The 16,883-nt window shown below is 60.7% G+C and carries 18 protein-coding genes, 1 tRNA gene and 1 other annotated feature; of the genes, 2 read left to right on the top strand and 17 right to left on the bottom strand.

Features of this window, described 5'->3' with window-relative positions:
* Positions 1 to 10: 10 nt before the first annotated feature.
* The 5 genes from purB to tmk are packed head-to-tail and all read right to left on the bottom strand — an operon-like array spanning position 11 to position 4,875.
* Positions 11 to 1,339, bottom strand: a complete 1,329-nt coding sequence (gene purB / locus JONANDRAFT_RS05125; RefSeq protein WP_008523053.1) for an adenylosuccinate lyase — start codon at positions 1,337 to 1,339, stop codon at positions 11 to 13.
* 16 nt (positions 1,340 to 1,355) lie between these two features.
* Positions 1,356 to 2,285, bottom strand: a complete 930-nt coding sequence (gene ftsY, locus JONANDRAFT_RS05130; RefSeq protein WP_008521481.1) for a signal recognition particle-docking protein FtsY — start codon at positions 2,283 to 2,285, stop codon at positions 1,356 to 1,358.
* Positions 2,286 to 2,289: 4 nt separating this feature from the next.
* A complete protein-coding gene (locus JONANDRAFT_RS08460; RefSeq protein ID WP_269207996.1) occupies positions 2,290 to 3,540 on the bottom strand; it encodes a PSP1 domain-containing protein in 1,251 nt (416 codons plus the stop codon).
* A complete protein-coding gene (locus tag JONANDRAFT_RS05140) occupies positions 3,476 to 4,273 on the bottom strand; it encodes a DNA polymerase III subunit delta' (RefSeq protein WP_008521483.1) in 798 nt (265 codons plus the stop codon). The genes JONANDRAFT_RS08460 and JONANDRAFT_RS05140 overlap by 65 nt, the downstream gene beginning before the upstream one ends.
* Positions 4,273 to 4,875 carry a dTMP kinase gene (tmk, locus tag JONANDRAFT_RS05145; protein ID WP_008521484.1) on the bottom strand — a complete coding sequence of 201 codons (603 nt, stop codon included), beginning with the start codon at positions 4,873 to 4,875 and terminating at the stop codon, positions 4,273 to 4,275. Before tmk ends, JONANDRAFT_RS05140 begins: the two co-directional genes overlap by 1 nt.
* Before the next feature lie 102 nt (positions 4,876 to 4,977).
* Here tmk and JONANDRAFT_RS05150 point away from each other — a divergent pair, with 102 nt between their 5' ends.
* Positions 4,978 to 6,360, top strand: a complete 1,383-nt coding sequence (locus JONANDRAFT_RS05150) for a zinc-binding metallopeptidase family protein (RefSeq protein ID WP_008521485.1) — start codon at positions 4,978 to 4,980, stop codon at positions 6,358 to 6,360.
* Between the two features lie 40 nt (positions 6,361 to 6,400).
* Here JONANDRAFT_RS05150 and JONANDRAFT_RS05155 read toward each other — a convergent pair whose 3' ends face one another.
* Together JONANDRAFT_RS05155 and prfB are read right to left on the bottom strand one after the other, a co-directional pair.
* On the bottom strand, positions 6,401 to 8,065 hold the full coding sequence (locus tag JONANDRAFT_RS05155; protein ID WP_008523054.1) for a SpoIVB peptidase S55 domain-containing protein: 1,665 nt from the start codon (positions 8,063 to 8,065) through the stop codon (positions 6,401 to 6,403).
* A 20-nt stretch (positions 8,066 to 8,085) separates the two neighbouring features.
* Positions 8,086 to 9,181 (bottom strand): peptide chain release factor 2 gene (gene prfB / locus JONANDRAFT_RS05160; RefSeq protein WP_008523055.1). Its coding sequence is split into 2 segments (ribosomal slippage): positions 8,086 to 9,108 and positions 9,110 to 9,181, totalling 1,095 coding nucleotides; the frame shifts between segments, so codons are not numbered across the junction.
* Between the two features lie 119 nt (positions 9,182 to 9,300).
* Here prfB and selD point away from each other — a divergent pair.
* Entirely contained in the window at positions 9,301 to 10,338 is a 1,038-nt protein-coding gene (gene selD, locus JONANDRAFT_RS05165) for a selenide, water dikinase SelD (RefSeq protein ID WP_008523057.1), read from the top strand.
* A 73-nt stretch (positions 10,339 to 10,411) separates the two neighbouring features.
* Here selD and rplL read toward each other — a convergent pair whose 3' ends face one another.
* From rplL to JONANDRAFT_RS05215, 10 genes are all read right to left on the bottom strand, one after another.
* On the bottom strand, positions 10,412 to 10,789 hold the full coding sequence (gene rplL / locus JONANDRAFT_RS05170; protein WP_008521489.1) for a 50S ribosomal protein L7/L12: 378 nt from the start codon (positions 10,787 to 10,789) through the stop codon (positions 10,412 to 10,414).
* A gap of 81 nt (positions 10,790 to 10,870) precedes the next feature.
* Positions 10,871 to 11,404 carry a 50S ribosomal protein L10 gene (rplJ, locus tag JONANDRAFT_RS05175; RefSeq protein WP_008523059.1) on the bottom strand — a complete coding sequence of 178 codons (534 nt, stop codon included), beginning with the start codon at positions 11,402 to 11,404 and terminating at the stop codon, positions 10,871 to 10,873.
* A 10-nt stretch (positions 11,405 to 11,414) separates the two neighbouring features.
* Positions 11,415 to 11,577 (bottom strand) — a sequence feature (ribosomal protein L10 leader region).
* Positions 11,578 to 11,626: 49 nt separating this feature from the next.
* Positions 11,627 to 12,316 carry a 50S ribosomal protein L1 gene (gene rplA / locus JONANDRAFT_RS05180; RefSeq protein WP_008523061.1) on the bottom strand — a complete coding sequence of 230 codons (690 nt, stop codon included), beginning with the start codon at positions 12,314 to 12,316 and terminating at the stop codon, positions 11,627 to 11,629.
* 55 nt (positions 12,317 to 12,371) lie between these two features.
* Positions 12,372 to 12,797, bottom strand: a complete 426-nt coding sequence (rplK, locus tag JONANDRAFT_RS05185) for a 50S ribosomal protein L11 (RefSeq protein WP_008521492.1) — start codon at positions 12,795 to 12,797, stop codon at positions 12,372 to 12,374.
* 77 nt (positions 12,798 to 12,874) lie between these two features.
* Complete coding sequence (nusG, locus tag JONANDRAFT_RS05190) at positions 12,875 to 13,432, bottom strand: transcription termination/antitermination protein NusG (protein ID WP_008521493.1); 558 nt, start codon at positions 13,430 to 13,432, stop codon at positions 12,875 to 12,877.
* A gap of 71 nt (positions 13,433 to 13,503) precedes the next feature.
* Positions 13,504 to 13,683 carry a preprotein translocase subunit SecE gene (gene secE, locus JONANDRAFT_RS05195; protein WP_008521494.1) on the bottom strand — a complete coding sequence of 60 codons (180 nt, stop codon included), beginning with the start codon at positions 13,681 to 13,683 and terminating at the stop codon, positions 13,504 to 13,506.
* A 45-nt stretch (positions 13,684 to 13,728) separates the two neighbouring features.
* Positions 13,729 to 13,805 (bottom strand) — tRNA-Trp (locus JONANDRAFT_RS05200).
* 21 nt (positions 13,806 to 13,826) lie between these two features.
* Positions 13,827 to 13,976, bottom strand: a complete 150-nt coding sequence (rpmG, locus tag JONANDRAFT_RS05205; protein WP_008521495.1) for a 50S ribosomal protein L33 — start codon at positions 13,974 to 13,976, stop codon at positions 13,827 to 13,829.
* 89 nt (positions 13,977 to 14,065) lie between these two features.
* Positions 14,066 to 15,265: an elongation factor Tu gene (gene tuf, locus JONANDRAFT_RS05210; protein ID WP_008521496.1), complete on the bottom strand. Its 1,200-nt coding sequence runs from the start codon at positions 15,263 to 15,265 to the stop codon at positions 14,066 to 14,068.
* Positions 15,266 to 15,424: 159 nt separating this feature from the next.
* On the bottom strand, positions 15,425 to 16,777 hold the full coding sequence (locus JONANDRAFT_RS05215) for an MATE family efflux transporter (RefSeq protein WP_008523065.1): 1,353 nt from the start codon (positions 16,775 to 16,777) through the stop codon (positions 15,425 to 15,427).
* Between the last annotated feature and the right edge of the window lie 106 nt (positions 16,778 to 16,883).

Consider the following 16,883-nt stretch of genomic DNA (forward strand, 5'->3'; position numbering starts at 1 on the left):
AGTTCCTCCTTCAGCAGAGCCGTCCCGCGGCGGGAAGGCTTTCCGGCGCGGCGAACCGGCCGAAAATTTCGTCCACGTACCTAAAGTAATAGTCGTCCGTAAAGAGCTCGGCCAGTTCGTCCCGGCTGATACGCCCGGCCAGCAGCTCGTCGGAAGCCAGCAGGTCAAGGAAGTGCCCCTCCCCCTCCCAAACGGCCATGGCGTTGCGCTGAACCGCTTTGTAGGCGTCCTCCCGCCGAATCCCGAACCGCTCGACCAGCTCAAGAAGCACCCGCTGGCTGTAAACCAAGCCGCCGGTGAGTTTGAGGTTACGCTCCATCCGCTCTGGGAAAACGTTCAGTCCGTTCAGCACGCCGGTCAGAGTTTTCAGCATGTAGTGGCACAGGTGGAAGCCGTCCGGCCAGATAATCCGCTCGTTGGATGAGTGGCTGATATCCCGTTCGTGCCACAGGGCGACGTTCTCTTCTGACGTCAGGACGAACGCCCGAAGCAGCCGGGCCATGCCGCAGATCCGCTCCGACAGGATGGGATTTTTCTTGTGAGGCATAGCCGACGAACCTTTCTGCCCCTTTTTAAACGGCTCTGTCGCCTCAAGAACCTCGGTGCGCTGCAGGTGACGCAGCTCTGTGGCGATCCGCTCCATGGTCGCCCCCAGCTGAGACAACGCGAACATCACGGTGCAGTGCCGATCTCGCTGGACGATCTGAGTCGACACCGGATCGGGGGTCAGTCCCAGCTCGGCGCAGACCCGCTCTTCGATGACCGGCGGACAATGGGCGTACGTCCCCACGGCGCCGGATATCTTGCCCACGGAAATTTCTTCCCTGGCAAAGGCCAGCCGCCGCCTGTCCCGAAGCAGCTGGGAGTACCAGGTGAGGACTTTCAGGCCGAAGGTGATGGGCTCGGCGTGAACCCCGTGGCTTCGCCCCACCTCGGGCGTGTACTTGTGAGCCTGAGCCAGTTTCCATACCGCTTCCAACAACTTCAGCAACGCTTGGTCGATCACGTCCAGCGCCTCGCGAAGCCGAAGCGACGACGCGGTGTCCACCACGTCGCTGCTGGTGAGTCCCAGATGGACGAAACGGCCGGCCGGACCGATTCTCTCGGCAACGCACGACACGAACGCGATCACGTCGTGATGGACCTCCGCCTCAATCTCCAGAACCCGCGCCACGTCAAAGCCGCTTTTCTCCTCGATGGTTTTCAGGTCCTCGGGCGGCAGAAGCCCCTGCTTTGCCCAAGCCCGACAGGCTGCCAGCTCAACGCGGAGCCAGCTGCGATATTGGTTCTCCAGCGACCAGATGGACGACATTTCCGGCGTTTCATACCGTGGAATCATTGTGCGCCTCCAGAATTTACTCTTTTTCTCCCGCTAAACCCAACAGCCCGCGAACAAAAGACTCCGGCTCGAAGAGCGCCAGATCGGCCACCCCTTCGCCCACCCCGACGTACCTGACCGGGACGCCCAACTTCTCGGTGATCGACAGGACGACGCCGCCTTTGGCGGTGTTGTCGTATTTTGCCAGAACTGCGCCGGTCAGCGGTGCGACCTGACCGAACAGGTCGGCTTGGACGAACGCGTTCTGGCCGATCATCGCGTCAAGGACGATGAGCGTTTCCACGTGGTCCTTCCCGACTGCCCGCTCGACGACACGCCAGATTTTGCCCAGCTCAGCCATCAGGTTCTGCCGAGACTGGAGCCGCCCGGCCGTGTCGACGATGAGAAGCCGAGCGCCGGCGGCCTGAGCGGCGGTAATCCCGTCGAACGCCACGGACGCGGGATCGCTTCCGGGCTTCTGGGCCACCACTCTGACGCCGCACCTTTCTCCCCAGACTTGAAGCTGTTCGCTCGCTCCGGCGCGGAACGTGTCTGACGCGGCCATCATCACTTTGTGACCGGCCTTGACGAACTGACAGGCCAGTTTCCCAGCAGTCGTCGTCTTGCCGCTGCCGTTGACCCCCACCATGACGCAGACGTTCAAACCGCTGGCCAGCCGCAGCGGCTGACCTGTCCCGTCGGCGGCAGAAAGGCGGGCTACCAGAAGGCGGGCAAACGCCTCTAAAAGCTCATCAGCCCGTTTGATGCCCTCCCGCCGGCCCGTTTCCTTCAGGCTGGCTACCAGCTCCTCTGCGGTATCGACGCCCGCGTCGCCCACGATGAGAGTTTCTTCCAAATCATCCCAAAACTGGGGCGTGATGTCGCTGCGGGTGAAAAGACGGGTCAGTGACCCGCTCCAACGCCGTCTCACGTCGCTGAGCCGGTCAAAAAATCCTCCAAAAACCACTTGGTTACCGCCCTTCCCCAGCCGGCTTGCCGGCTGGACGAGGTCTTGGCCGACGGCGGCGCTGAGAGCCGCCTGAGGGCGTCTGCATTCCCCCGACGCTCACGCCAGAGCGAGCCCCTCCGTCAGGCCGGCGGTTTCCTGCTGCCTTTTGTTCCGGCTGACTGTCTGAGCTTCCTCCCAACGGCTTACGGCGCCGGCGGTCCGAAGCTCTTCTTGGGTCATCTTCTTTGAACTGCGACGGCTCGGGCTTTTTCAGGGGCGCAGATTCCGGCTCGCCGCAACTTTGCTCAGGCGCGGCCCCGACCTTGAGCGGGCAGCTGCAGCCGCAGCACCGAGAGGGCTGGCTTTCGAGGGCTTTGCCGTCGACGTCCAAGCCGTGAGCTTCGTTGTCCCAAACTTGGCCGGACTGAACGGCGGCCTTAAAGTCGGGGAAGATCTTGACAGGTATTGAGAAAAAGCCCGTCGGGCCTTTTATTTGGCACGTCAGCCGGGCCACGTCGATGCTTGAAAGCACGTACGTGGCTTCGGCGTTTTTCACCTTGCTGCCCGGCGCGGGCAGGTGACTCCAAACTTCGTGATACGTGCTCTGCTCGTAGGACATGCAGCACATGAGCCGGCCGCACAGGCCGGAGATCTTCGTCGGGTTCAGGCTCAGGTTCTGCTCTTTCACCATGCGGATGCCGATGGGCATAAAGGTATGAAGCCAGTAGCTGCAGCAACAAGGCCGACCGCAGGGGCCAAGCCCTCCGGCCACTTTTGCCTCGTCACGGGCGCCGATCTGCCGAAGCTCTATCCGGGTGCGGAACTCCCGGGCCAAGTCGCGGACGTACGCCCGAAAGTCGATCCGGCCTTCGGACGTAAAGTACAGGTACAGTTTTTTTCGTTCGGTCAGGTACTCCACGTCCACCAGCTTCATTTCCAGCTGGTGACCTTCTAAGAGCCTGCGGGACGTGACGAGAGCGCTTTCCTCTTCCCGGCGGAGTTCTTCCTGTTCGGCCATCTGCTCGACTGTTGGTATGCCTAAAAAGCTCACTTCGTGAAGCTGACTGTCGCTCGTGCCCTTTTCGCCGCTTTCGGCCTGTTGGCGGTAGGCTTCCGCCTGGCTTTCCGACAGCGGCCCTACGACGGTGCCTATTTCCGTTCCCCTGGGCGTCTCGATGAAAACCGGCGACTGCCTGACTAGAGAGACGTCATCTTCCACGACGAGACGGCCTAAAAATCGAGGCTTGCCGTAAATCGTCAAAAACGTATTCACACGGGTAATCCTCCCTCATGATGAGAACCAGCAGATCGGCCCACTGGGATGACGACAGATGGGCGTTTCGAGCCGTCTGGGATATCTGAGACAACACGGACGCGCGGCGCAGGTCCCCTCGGGCCTGACACCAAGCCGCCCAGCCGGCCGTTTCCCGCTGCCATTCCTCAGCCGCCTTCGCTGCCGACTGGACAAGCCACTCGGCCCACTGGGCGTCGCTTGACGGCGGCTCAGCAGGCTCGGATACGTCCTGTCCCTGTAATGATAACATCCAGGCCCGACTGTGCAAGGTGTCCGACAAATTCGGCGTGGAAGAAACAAAACACAGCCGCCCGCGGGGCGGCGGTTCCTCGGTTATTTTCAGCAGGCTGTTTGCCGCCGGCGGGAGCAGCTCATCGGCCCGCCAGACCGTCAACAGCCGATACGGAGCCGCCACCGGAGCCAACCCGAGAGCCAGAGCCCCTTGGCGGCATTCGTCAATCGTCATGGCTTTGGCGGCATCCTGCTGGACGATCCAGTCCGGGTGAGTACTCCCGTCCCAGCACCGACAGCTGGGACAGCGGCCGCAGTTCGTCCCTTCAAGGCAAAGGACCCGTCGGGCATAGTCCTCGGCGGCCCGTTCGGCTAGGCCCTCGGACGCCAAAAGCCACAGGGCCTGAGGAACCCGTCCGCCCCTGATCAGCTCGGCCAGCTTTTGCCACCTGACGCTTGCCTCAAGCTCCCGAAGGGCCATCAGAACTGAACGCCCCTCTGCCGAAGGGCGTTAACCATTTGCTCGGTCACGTCGGCTTCGCTCTGAGCGCCGTCGATCCTGACGATTCGCCCAGTCTCGCGGGACAACTCGGCAAACCCTTGGGCGATCCGTCGGTGAAACGCCAGCTCCTGCGCCTCAAAACGGTCGCAGCCGCCTCGGCTCGCCCGACGACTTAGAGCCAGCTCCACCGGCAGGTCGAACCAAAGCGTCACTTCGGGCTGAGGAAGGCCGCACCAGTCGATCAGGGCCTCGACCTTCTCCCGATCAAGTCCTCGCCCCCAGCACTGATACGCGAGAGTTGAGTCGTTGTACCGCTCACAGATGACCGTCTCCCCTCGGCGGAGCGCCGGCAGGATGACTTTCGAGGCGTGTTCGCACCGATCGGCCACGAACAGCAGAACTTCGGTCCAGCTGCCGCAAAGGCCGCCGTGAAGCAGCAGCTCGCGCAGCGCCCCGCCTTCGGGCCAGCCGCCGGGCTCACGGGTGCGCACAACGTCTCTCCGCTCGGCCAGCAGATTCGCCAGCAGGGCGGCCTGAGTGGATTTCCCGCAGCCGTCTATTCCTTCAAGGGTGATAAACATGAACTCGCCTCCGGTTTACGGACTGGAACGGCCTCCTCTGAAGGCGTATACTCGTCTGTGGCAAGCCTTCTGTGAACAAACGCTGAGGAGGTCAGAAACGACATGGGAGAAGAGAAAAAGAAAGATCTGATGAAAGGCTGGGCCCGCTACGACGGCTCGGAGAAACTCGAACCTCGGGCTAAGGGGCTGATGGACTTCGTGGGCCGGTGCAAGACCGAGCGGGAAGTCGTCAGGTATTTGGAGGAAAAGGCAAAGTCGCTGGGCGCTGCCGCCTTGGAAGAGGGCGCCCCCGCCAGCCCCGGCTCCGCGCTGTACATGAACTGGAAGGGCCGGGCCTTCGCTTTGGTCCGCGTCGGCCGTCTTCCGGTCAGCTTGGGGCTCAACTTTATTATCTCACACGCCGACGCGCCGCGGGTGGACGTCAAACAGCGGCCGCTGTACGAAAAGGACAACATCGCCATGTTCGACTGCCACTATTACGGCGGAATCAAGAAGTACCAGTGGACCAACGTGCCTCTGGCCCTGCACGGTGAAATTCACCGCCACGGGGAAACGCTTCCCGTCGTCGTCGGCGAGGACGCTGCGGACCCGGTTTTCATTTTCCCCGACCTGGAGCCCCACATCGATCGGAACATGAACGACCGTAAGGCGTCTGAGACGGTTGACGCGGAAAATTTGGACGCCATCGTGGCGCACCGGCCGAACGACGGCGAGATCTCAGCCGCCCTGTCGGCAGTCCTCAAAGACCGGTTTGGCCTTGACGACAGCTCGTTCGCTTCCGCCGACTTAGCGCTCGTTCCCGCCGGGCCGGCCCGGGAAGTGGGATTTGACCGGGGGCTGGTTGGCGCCTACGGCTTGGACGACCGAATCTGCGCCTGCGCCACCCTCGAAGCCTGGCAGGCCATGACCGAAACGCCCGATCGGACCGCCGTCCTGATGGTGATGGACAAAGAGGAGATCGGCAGCCAGAGCATCGGCGGCGCCGAAGGCGCGTTCGTCGAACAGCTGGCGCTGGAGCTGCTCCACGCGGCTAAAGAGCCGGCCGACAGCCTGTCGCTCCGCCGCTGTCTCAGCAAGAGCGTCGCGCTGAGCGCCGACGTCACGTCGGGCCGCAACCCGCTGTACGACAGCTACTACGTGAGAGATCAGCAGGCTCTGATGGGGAACGGCGTGGGCATCATCAAGTTCTCCGGCTCCGGCGGCAAGGTATCGGCCAACGAGGCGCGTGGCGAGATCGCCGCTGAGTTTATCGAAATTCTTGACCGCCGGAATATCCCATGGCAGTGCGGCAGCTTCGGCCGGATCGACAAGGCAGGCGGCGGCACGCTGGCCCGGTACTTGGCCCAAAAGGGAATCGACACGGTCGACTGCGGCCCGGCGCTGCTTTCCATGCACTCGCCGTTTGAGCTGGCCAGCAAGGCGGACTACGCCGCGCTGTGCGACGCCTACCTGGCGTTCTTCCAAGAGATGACCGCCCCCAAATAAGCGGACAAAACAAGCCGAGGAGCTTTCGCTCCTCGGTTTTTTATTTGCCCTTTGGCCCAATAACTAGCGGAACAGAGAGTGACCCGTCCACGCTGTACTCGGAACGAAAGACCCGCATGGTTCCCTCGCTCATCTTCGTGCGGCGGATCTCCTGAGCCGACTTGTCGCTGGGCGTCTCGTCGCCTTCCAGCGAAACGATGACCTCGCATGACCGCTCGGCGTCGGTCAGGTCGGCCAGAAATTCCTTCAGGGACGACGGCCGGCTGCTTCCCTCGCTGCCGGAGTCGGCGGCTTCGTTGTCCAGCTGGCCGCCTCGAGCCAGAACAGTGCAGGAGCCTTCCCAGTCTTCCGGCACGACGAAGTCAAACTTCTTCACCGTCGGCTTGCCGCGCCGAGGTCGCATGGTTACAGACACGGTCACCCGTTCGCCTGGAGCTGCCGTTTCGGGCTTCACCTCGACCTTTTCCAAGTACAGGACGTTCGTCTCCGGCGTCACGTCCACGTCAAGAGTTACCCCCAGCGGGTGCAGGTCTGAAAACGGGTTCTGGCTCACAGCGTCCACCAACGCCGTCACTCTGGACGCCAGAAGATCCGACATGCTCTGGGAGTCGGCGATCACGTCGTCCCATTTCCAGCCGGGATAGAAATTCTTGCCATTCAACGACAGGGTGATCTTGGCCGTCCCCGGCCCAACCCGGTTCAGCTCCGAGTCGATCACGCCAGCCAGCACGTCGGGCAGTAGAGTCGGCAAAAGGGCCGGAATCGGTGCCATCTGAAAGCGGCGGAAAACGTTCAGGTTTTGGCTCTTGTCTTTCAATCGAATTGAAACAGACATCGCCGGTGAAAAACGGCCAAACCACCCGCCGACGCCCTCAATACGGTCCTGCGTCGCCGTCCCGATCAGCTGCCCTGGGGACGCGAGCTTGAACGGCACGTCCATGCTGGGGATAATATGGTGAATCTTCGCCGTGCTGACCGGCAGCCGAACCGCCCCGAAGTTCTTCACCTCGTGGCCGAACGCCAGAAAACGTCCATCCCGGCTCACCGCCGAAACGGTGCCAGTCTCTTCCACGTCCACGTCGCCCCACGCCAACAGGACGCTGATCGGGTCCCCAGGACGCAGGCGAACGTTCGTCGCCGCGCCCTTCACCTCAGATCCCGACAGGCCGGCCTGAACCGACACGCCGAGCCGGGAGCTTAACCTCTGCAGGGCGCGGGAGCTCAGCCCCGAAACCGTCAGAGGCCCGGCCAAGGGCTTTTTCCCCAAGGGGCCGGCCATATCGGACTCAGGATAATCGAAAACGCTCATCATCTCTTCGATGGGCGTCATCTCGGTCAGATCGTGGTCGCTGAACGACCAGTTATATCCGATCGCGCCGGCCAGCTTGCCGCCGAAATACACCGGCGAGCCACTCATGCCCGCCGCGATGCCGCCCAGCTTTTTAATGACGTCGCCGCTGGCCCGCAGCAGGACAAGATGACGGGGCCGGGTCGGCGACGTCACCACGTCCAAAACTTCCACTGGAAACGAGACGATCTTGTTTCCCGGGACAGCGGTCTTGGCGTACCCCTTCATTCCCCGCTTGAGCTGGGAAACTTTAATGATCGGCTCGTCCGGGATAAACGGAGAAGCCCAAGCCGCAGCCGACAGGGTCAAGCACAGGACGGCGGCCAGAACTGCAGCGATTTTTCTCAACAAAGTCATACTTGAAATACGCCCTTTCTCTATTTTCGCCAGCGCAGGTACGCCAGAATAAACCGGTCCAGATCCCCATCCAAGACGGCTGCCACGTTGCCCGTCTCCTCGCCGGTCCGATGGTCCTTGACAAGCGTGTAGGGCTGAAGGACATACGACCGAATCTGGTGTCCCCAGCTGCTCTCTTTCTTCTCGCCTGCCAAGTCGTCCAGCTCCTGCCGGCGGTTTTGGACCTGAAGGTCGTACAGCTTGGAGCGCAGCACCTGCATGGCCGTGGCCTTGTTCATGTGCTGGGACCGTTCGTTCTGACAGCTCACGACGATTCCCGTGGGCAGGTGGGTTATCCGAACAGCCGAGTCGGTCATGTTGACGTGCTGCCCGCCGGCCCCGCTGGAGCGATAGGTGTCAATTCTCAGGTCCTCGTCCCGAATGGCCACCTCGACGTCGTCGGGCAGCTGAGGAGAGACGACGACGCCTGAAAAGCTCGTGTGCCGCCGCTTGTTGGTGTCAAACGGGGAAATTCGCACCAGCCGGTGCACCCCCGTCTCGGACTTCAGGTACCCGTAAGCGCAGGACCCGGACACGGTGAACGTGACGCTCTTGAGCCCCGCTTCTTCGTCCTGCTGCAGGTCCAGCAGGCGGGTCTTGTAGCCGTTTTCCTCGCACCAGCGAAGGTACATGCGGTACAGCATCTCCGCCCAGTCCTGGGAGTCCAGCCCGCCCGAGCCGGCGTGAATCGTCACGATCGCGTCCCGGCTGTCGTAGGCTTCGGACAGAAGCAGGTCCATCTGCCGGTGTTCAACTTCCCGCGAGTACTCGCCGCTTTTCGCGTCAAACTCGGCCGCCAGCTCCGGGTCGTCGTCAATTTCCAAAAGCTCGGCCATCGTCTCTAGGTCCGAAAACATCCGCTCCAGATGATCCCAGTGTTCCAGCGAGCTCTCGAGCCTCGACAGCTGGGACGAAACTTCCTTCGCGTCGCCGGTCGACCAGAACGCCGGATCGGAACTCCGAAGCCTCAGCTCATCTGCCTGTCTTCTAAGCCCTTCCGGGTCAAAGGCTGTCCTGCAAGTCCGCACGCTGCGAACGCAGTCCCTCCAAAATCGTCGTGATTGGCAAAGTTCCCATACGTATCCTCCTTCATGCCGCGCTCTTGACACGCGGCTCAAACAAAACCTATTATACCTGAAGACGTCGCCGGCCACCGCCGGCAGGCGCGCGACCTTATGCGAAAGGAGACAGGCCGAATGACTGAAAAACGACTGACCCAACTGTCGCACACCAGCGGCTGAGCGGCCAAGATAGGTCCGGAGGACCTGGCGAAAATTCTGGCAGGCCTGCCTCACCCTCACGACGATCGGCTTCTCTGCAGTTGGGAGGGCGGCGAGGACGCCGCGCTCTGGAAAATAACCGAAGAGCGGGTCGGGATCCTGACAGTGGACTTCATTACCCCTGTGGTGGACGACCCGTACCAGTGGGGACGCATCGCGGCAGCCAACTCAATCAGCGACGTCTTTGCCATGGGCGGCGCACCGCTGGTCTGCCTGAACGTGGTGGCGTTCCCGATCAACTGTCTGCCTTTGGAGTCTCTCGCGGCGGTGATGCGCGGCGGGAGCGACGCGGTGACTGAGTCAGGCGCGTTCCTCATGGGCGGCCACAGCGTGGAGGACCCGGAGCCGAAGTACGGCCTTTGCGTCTTCGGCGAAGCCGAACGGTCTTGCCTTTGGAGGACGACCGGCGCGAAGCCGGGCGACGCGGTGATCCTCACCAAACCTGTCGGAACAGGCGTCGCCGCCACGGCCATCAAGGGAGGCATGACCGACCTGATCGACCCGGCCGAAGCGGTCCGCTGGATGGGGACGCTGAATGATCTGCCCAGGCACCTTTCGCCGGAGCTCAAGCGGGCGATTCACGCCGCCACTGACGTCACCGGCTTCGGCTTGGCAGGGCACGCGCTCGATATGCTCTCGGACGGGACGGTGGACTTCCACTTCGAGCTGGAAAAAATTCCTCTGCTGACCGGCGTCACGGAGGCCGCCTCGATGGGACTTCTGCCGGCCGGAGCCTACCGCAATCAAAAACTCTACGCGCCCCACGTTGCAGGCGCCTGCGGACGGTCAGAAGAGGACTTTCTTTACGATCCCCAAACGAGCGGCGGGCTCATGTTGGCCTGCGATCCCCGATACGCCGACCAAATCCTCAACGCGGCGCTGGCAAACGGCTTTACCCGCTCCCAGATCATCGGGACCTGCTCCGAAGGAAATGGGACGCTTCATGTCGAATAACAGGGCAATTTCAACTGCCCACAAAAAGGCCGTCCGGCACTTACGTGCCGGACGGCCAATTTTTGCGTTCGTGTTATGCCAGCTCGACGGTGGCGCCGACTTCAGCCATCTGCTTCTTGATGTTCTCGGCTTCTTCCTTGGAGACGCCTTCCTTAAGAGCCTTGCCCGGGTTGTCGACAAAGTCCTTGGCATCCTTCAGGCCCAGGCCGGTGATCTCGCGCACGACCTTGATAACCTTGATCTTCTCGGCGCCAACGTCCTTCAGGATGACGTTGAACTCGGTCTTCTCCTCGGCGGCAGGAGCAGCGGCGCCGGCAGCAGCCGGGGCGGCCATCATCATGGCAGGAGCGGCGGCGCTGACGCCGAACTTCTCCTCCATCGCCTTGACGAGCTCGGACAGCTCAAGAACGGTCATTGATTCGATTGCGCTCAGAATTTCTTCGTGGGTCATTGGGAGTTCCTCCTCAAAAAATTTTTCAGATTAGGTCAAACCGCTATGCGGCTTGGATGTGAGCTTTGAAAGACGTACCGGTTACGCTGCTTCTTTTTCTTTCTTCTCGGCCAGCTGGGACAGGCAAGTGACCAGTCCGCGCATTGTCCCAGACAGAACTGTGACAAGTCCGCGGAGAGGCGCGACCATCGTTCCCACGACTTGGGCGCGAAGCTGTTCCTTGGACGGCAGCTTGGCCAGAGCCGCAACGGCCTTGCTGTCCAACATGCTCTCACCCATGACGCCGCCTTTAATCACCAGAGCGGCGTTCTCCTTCTTGGCCGCAAAGTCCTCGAGGGCCTTGGCGACCGCAGGGCTTTCGCCGTAGGAGATGATATAGGCGTTCGGTCCGGTCATCATCTCGTCAGGATGAGCCAGTCCGTGCTCCTTCAGAGCGATGCTCATCAGGGTGTTGCGGGCAACGCGCACGTGACCGCCGGCGTCGCGCACAGCTTTGCGCAGCTCAGTGCTCTTCTCCACGGAAAGGCCGCGGTACTCGGTAATGAACACCGCGTCGGCGCCTTCCAACGCTTCGCGCAGCAGAGCTACTTCGTCGATCTTATATTGTGCAGGCATATGTTTCACCTCCTCAAACAAAAAACTCTCCCGTCCGGAGGCGGGAGAGCGTTAGTCAACGCGTCAAATGCCGCACCTGACGGCGCGACGTTTTTCTCCTGAACCTCGGTGGGCGGCTGGGCCTTTGTGCTCTCACGAGCACCCACTGTCTCAAGCTCACTTGATTATTATATCGTCGCGGACAAAAAAAGACAACCCTCTGCGGGTTGTCTTTAAAGGGACTTATTCAGCCTGAGACTCGTCAAGCCGGATGCCGGGGCCCATCGTCGAAGCGATTGTCATGCTCTTGATGTAGGTCCCCTTCACGGCTGCCGGACGAGCCTTGACGATGGCCGCGTGGTAGGCTCTCAGGTTCTCCAGCAGCTGCTCGTTGGAGAAGCTGATCTTGCCGATGACGTTATGGGTGATGGCGAACTTGTCGACCCGGAACTCCACCCGGCCCGCCTTGATCTCGCGGACAGCGTCGCCGACGTTTGCCGTCACGGTGCCGGCCTTAGCGCTGGGCATGAGGCCGCGGGGGCCAAGAACTTTGCCCAAGGGGCCGATGAAGCGCATCATGTCAGGCGTCGCGATGACCGCGTCGAAGTCGAGCCAGCCGCCCTTGATCTTTTCGACCATGTCGGCACCGCCGATGAAGTCGGCGCCAGCCTCCTTAGCTGCGGACGTGTCGCCGGCAGTAAGGACCAGGACCGTCTTGGTTTTGCCGGTCCCGTGAGGCAGCACCAGCGTGCTGCGAACCTGCTGGTCCGCGTGGCGGGGATCGACGTTCAGCTTGACGTGAACTTCGACCGACTCGTCAAACTTGGCCATGGCGGCTTTCTTCATCAGCTCGACGCCCTCGGCGAACGAGTACAGCTTGCCCGGTTCGATCAGCTTGTGCTGTTCGGACTGTTTCTTGCTCAGTTTTGCCATTGTTGTATCCTCCTTGTGGTCGTAGCGGCCATGCGGCCTGCCACGGGATGGAACGTTACTCCTTAATGGTGACGCCCATGGAACGGGCGGTTCCGGCAACCATCTGGTAGGCAGCGTCAAGGTCGTTGGCGTTCATGTCGACGATCTTGAGCTTGGCGATCTCCTTCACCTGCTCGGCGGTCAGAGAGCCAACCTTGTTCTTGTTGGGCTCGCCGGATCCCTTCTCAAGGCCCGCGGCCTTGCGAATCAGGACGCTGGCAGGCGGGGTCTTCAGGATGAACGTGAAGCTTCTGTCCGCGAAAACGGTCAGGACGACCGGGATGATCATCCCAGCCTGATCAGCGGTCTTCGCGTTGAACTGCTTGACGAACTCCATGATATTCACGCCGTGCTGCCCCAGCGCCGGCCCAACCGGCGGCGCCGGCGTGGCTTTACCGGCGGGCAGCTGCAGCTTAATCTGCCCGATGACTTTCTTTGCCATGCAAAAGGACTCCTCTCGAATTTATCGTTGTCCTGCTGACGCTCCAAGGGAGCGCCCCTGCAGGATCAGGAGCGCGCTCAGACGCGCTCGAGCTCCGTGTGATTCACTTCGGCCTCGGTCTCGCGGCCGAATACCGAAAGGACGAACTTCACCTTGCCGGTGGACGTGTTGACATCTGAGACGACGCCGACCGCACCGACAAACGGCCCGGACTTGACCCGCACCGAATCGCCGACTTGGCATTCTACCACGATCTGGGGCGTCTCGGCTTCCAGCTCCCCGACCTTGACGAGCACGTCGCGGACCTCTTCGTCGGACAGCGGCAACGGATGCGCGCCGGCCCCGACAAATCCCGTCACGCCGGGCGTATGCCTGACGACGTACCAAGACTGATCGTCCATGATCATCTCGACGAGAACATAGCTGGGGAACAGCTTGCGGGACATCTGCTTAGACTTCCCGTCCTTGACAACGACAACATCCTCCATGGGAACGAGGACTCGGAAGATCTTGTCCTCGGCATTCATGGAAGCGATTCGCTGCTCCAGGTTGTTTTTGACCTTGTTCTCGTACCCTGAGTAGGTCTGTACGGCAAACCACTGGACGTTAGCTTGCTCTTTGCGTTCGATCATCATAAAAAAGGGACCCGATGCAAATCGGCCCCCGTACCTCCCTACAGTAAGAAGTGGATACAGGGGCAAGACCCCTATCCAAGGATCTTCGAGAACACACCTGTCAGGATCAAGTCAAGGATGCCGAGATACGCGCTCAAAAGGAGCGTCACGGCAATGACCACCAGCGTGGAATACCACACTTGTTTTCTGGTCGGCCAGGTGATCTTTTTGAATTCTGCACGGGATTCGCGGATGAAGGGCTTAAGATCCAACAGACATCCCCCTCTGTGTTTTCGTCAAAAGTCAAGACGTGAAAATGGCAGGCCCGGAAGGATTCGAACCTTCAACCCTCGGTTTTGGAGACCGATGCTCTACCAATTCGAGCTACGGACCTGCGACAGTAGGTTATTCTACACTATTTGCTTTCTTTGTGCAAGGTGTGCTTGTGGCACTTGGGGCAGAACTTGTTCAGCTGAAGCTTCCCGCCGAGGTTCTTCTTGTTGACTGTGGTCACATAGTTGCGGTTTTTGCACTCCGTGCAGGTCAGTCCGATCTGGTCGGCCATTTGGCGTCCTCCTCTCCAGTGTTCCGGTACGTCACCCCCCGCCGTCGGCGGGGGGTGACGGTTCAATGCTGTTTATTTTAAAGCTGTTCTTACTCGAGAATCTCGGAAACGACGCCGGCTCCGACGGTGTGGCCGCCTTCGCGAATTGCAAAACGAAGGCCTTCGCTCATTGCAATCGGGCAGATCAGTTCCACTTCAAACGTCGCGTTGTCTCCAGGCATGACCATTTCCACTCCGTCAGGAAGCTTGATCGATCCGGTCACGTCCGTCGTGCGGAAGTAGAACTGCGGCTTGTAGCCCTTGAAGAACGGCGTGTGGCGCCCGCCCTCTTCTTTCTTCAAGACGTACACTTCGCTCTTGAACTTCGTGTGCGGCTTGATGCTGCCCGGCTTCGCCAAGACCTGGCCGCGTTCCACTTCGTCCTTGTCTACGCCGCGAAGTAGCGCTCCAACGTTGTCGCCCGCTTCCGCGTCGTCAAGGATCTTCCGGAACATTTCAAGGCTGGTGACAACGACTTTCCGCGTGTCCTTGATCCCGACGATTTCTACTTCTTCGCCGGCTTTGATGATTCCGCTCTCGACTCGGCCGGTAACAACCGTGCCGCGGCCGGTGATGGTGAATACGTCTTCAATCGGCATCAGGAAGGGCTTGTCGGTCTCGCGCACCGGATCCGGGAAGTAGCTGTCGCACGCGTCAAGCAGCTCCCAAATCGCTTTGCTCCACTTGTTGTCCCGGCTGCCGTCGCCCTCTTCGAGCGCCTTCAGCGCGGAGCCGCGGATGATCGGGACTTCGTCGCCAGGGAACTGGTATTTGTCCAGCAGTTCCCGGACTTCCATCTCGACCAGGTCGAGCAGTTCTTCGTCGTCTACCATGTCAACTTTGTTCATGAAGACGACCAGCGCCGGCACGTTGACCTGACGGGCCAGAAGCACGTGCTCACGGGTCTGGGGCATGGGGCCATCAGCGGCCGAGACGACCAGAATCGCGCCGTCCATCTGCGCTGCGCCGGTGATCATGTTCTTGATGTAGTCGGCATGTCCCGGGCAGTCGATATGGGCGTAGTGGCGCTTGTCCGTGGTGTACTCGATGTGAGAGATGTTGATCGTGATGCCGCGCTCTTTCTCTTCCGGCGCCTTGTCGATCTGGTCAAAATGCATTTCCTCTGCGTAGCCAGCCTGCGACAGCACGTGCGAAATCGCCGCCGTCAGCGTCGTCTTGCCGTGGTCGATGTGCCCAATCGTACCAATGTTAAGGTGCGGCTTTGACCGCTCGTAATGTGCCTTTGCCATGTCTGTTGTTGCCTCCCCATATGAAATTCGCCCCGCCTTGGGGCTATGACTGTGCCAGCCTGTCTGGGTCAACCAGCGCGGGGCAATACTGACAAAGGGCCCCCAATCCAGGCTCCGAGAAATTTTATCAAAGCTCTGGCTGGTTGTCCAGCCGAAAAACTAGCCTCGCTGTACCGACAGATCGGACAGGACCGGCTGAAGTTCCTCCTGTGCCGAATCGGGCTGACCGAAGAAGCGATACAGCAGGAGCGAAACGACCAGCGTCGCCGCCTCAGAGAGGGGCACTGCCAGCCAAATGCCCACCGCCCCCATGACAAGAGGCAGGGAGCACAGCGCAAGGGACACAAAACCGAACCCCCGCAGCAGCGTCACGGCCGACGCCAGCTTGGGTCGATGAATCGCCGTGAAGTACGTCCCGATCAGGATGTTGCCGCCGGAGATGAAAAACGCCGTCCCGTACAGACGCAGCGCCCAAGACGCCATCCCCGTCGAACCGTCGGTGATAAAGAGCCCGACGATCGCCGAAGCGTTCAGCTGAGTGAACAGCCCAAAAGCCAAGGCGCCGAGCGCCGCTCCGCAGCAGGCCACTGAAAATAAATTCCTGAGCGCCTGCCGGTCATTCTTGCCCAAGCTCAGGCTGAGCAGTGGCGCAACCCCCTGCCCCAGCCCGACAAACGTCATACTGACCAGCGACGAGACGTAATACACCACGCCGAACACGGCCACGCCCTCGCTGCCAATCCGACGCATGAGAATGAAGTTGAAAAGCAGCGCCGTCAGGCCAATTGAAAGCTCGTTCAGGAACTCGGGGAAACCGCTGCGCAGCACTTCAAAGCACGGACGCAGCTTCAGCCGCACAGGACGCAGGTTCACCCGGCGGGCAAAAAAGGACAGCCGCCCCAAAATAAGCAGGAAGCTCACCAGCTGGGATACGCCAGTTGCCAGAGCCGCGCCGTACAGCCCCCAGCCCCACAGAGCCACGGTCACGTAGTCGAGAAAGACGTTTGCCAGTCCTCCAACCGTCACGCACACCACAGGCCAGGACGGGGCGCCGTCAATTTTTGTGAACGCCTCTAGGCCGTACCCGGTCATGAAGAACAGACTGAACGGTGCGAGGGTCGTCAAGTACTCGGCGACTAACGGCGACAAGGCCTGATCTGCGCCAAGCAGCCGGGCAATGCTCCCGCCGCCAGCAAACAGCACGGCGCCGAACAGAGCCCCCGACGCGAGGGACATTAAAATCGAACGGGAGTAAATCACATCGCCGGAATCGTTTCTTCCAGCCCCGTAACAAATGCCCGCGAGCGTCGAGCCGCCCATGCCGATCATCACGCCCACAGCGAACATCGCGTTGATTAACGGCATGCTCATGCTGACTGCTGCTAGTCCTACAGTCCCAACATACCGTCCGACAAAAAAACCATCCGCCATAGTATAAAGCGTGAACACCCACATAGACAGAATTGACGGCGCGCCATACCGAACGACCAACTGAACCCAACGACGGCTCATCGTACTCTCCCCGTTTCTTTTCGCTCCAATAAAAAATAACCCCGTATACAATTTTAGTTTATTGTAGCATAAAAGGCCCATATAGGATTAGTATTTTATGCGTATG

The organism is Jonquetella anthropi DSM 22815, from assembly GCF_000237805.1.
Taxonomy (GTDB): Bacteria; Synergistota; Synergistia; order Synergistales; family Dethiosulfovibrionaceae; genus Jonquetella; species Jonquetella anthropi.

What these genes read in the sequence shown, in the direction of transcription:
- purB (WP_008523053.1), bottom strand. Translation starts at nt 1,339, where the DNA reads ATGATTCCACGGTATGAAACGCCGGAAATGTCGTCCATCTGGTCGCTG.
- JONANDRAFT_RS05140 (WP_008521483.1), bottom strand. Translation starts at nt 4,273, where the DNA reads ATGGCCCTTCGGGAGCTTGAGGCAAGCGTCAGGTGGCAAAAGCTGGCC.
- tmk (WP_008521484.1), bottom strand. Translation starts at nt 4,875, where the DNA reads ATGTTTATCACCCTTGAAGGAATAGACGGCTGCGGGAAATCCACTCAG.
- JONANDRAFT_RS05150 (WP_008521485.1), top strand. Translation starts at nt 4,978, where the DNA reads ATGGGAGAAGAGAAAAAGAAAGATCTGATGAAAGGCTGGGCCCGCTAC.
- JONANDRAFT_RS05155 (WP_008523054.1), bottom strand. Translation starts at nt 8,065, where the DNA reads ATGACTTTGTTGAGAAAAATCGCTGCAGTTCTGGCCGCCGTCCTGTGC.
- rplL (WP_008521489.1), bottom strand. Translation starts at nt 10,789, where the DNA reads ATGACCCACGAAGAAATTCTGAGCGCAATCGAATCAATGACCGTTCTT.
- rplJ (WP_008523059.1), bottom strand. Translation starts at nt 11,404, where the DNA reads ATGCCTGCACAATATAAGATCGACGAAGTAGCTCTGCTGCGCGAAGCG.
- rplA (WP_008523061.1), bottom strand. Translation starts at nt 12,316, where the DNA reads ATGGCAAAACTGAGCAAGAAACAGTCCGAACAGCACAAGCTGATCGAA.
- rplK (WP_008521492.1), bottom strand. Translation starts at nt 12,797, where the DNA reads ATGGCAAAGAAAGTCATCGGGCAGATTAAGCTGCAGCTGCCCGCCGGT.
- nusG (WP_008521493.1), bottom strand. Translation starts at nt 13,432, where the DNA reads ATGATGATCGAACGCAAAGAGCAAGCTAACGTCCAGTGGTTTGCCGTA.
- rpmG (WP_008521495.1), bottom strand. Translation starts at nt 13,976, where the DNA reads ATGGCCGACCAGATCGGACTGACCTGCACGGAGTGCAAAAACCGCAAC.
- tuf (WP_008521496.1), bottom strand. Translation starts at nt 15,265, where the DNA reads ATGGCAAAGGCACATTACGAGCGGTCAAAGCCGCACCTTAACATTGGT.
- JONANDRAFT_RS05215 (WP_008523065.1), bottom strand. Translation starts at nt 16,777, where the DNA reads ATGAGCCGTCGTTGGGTTCAGTTGGTCGTTCGGTATGGCGCGCCGTCA.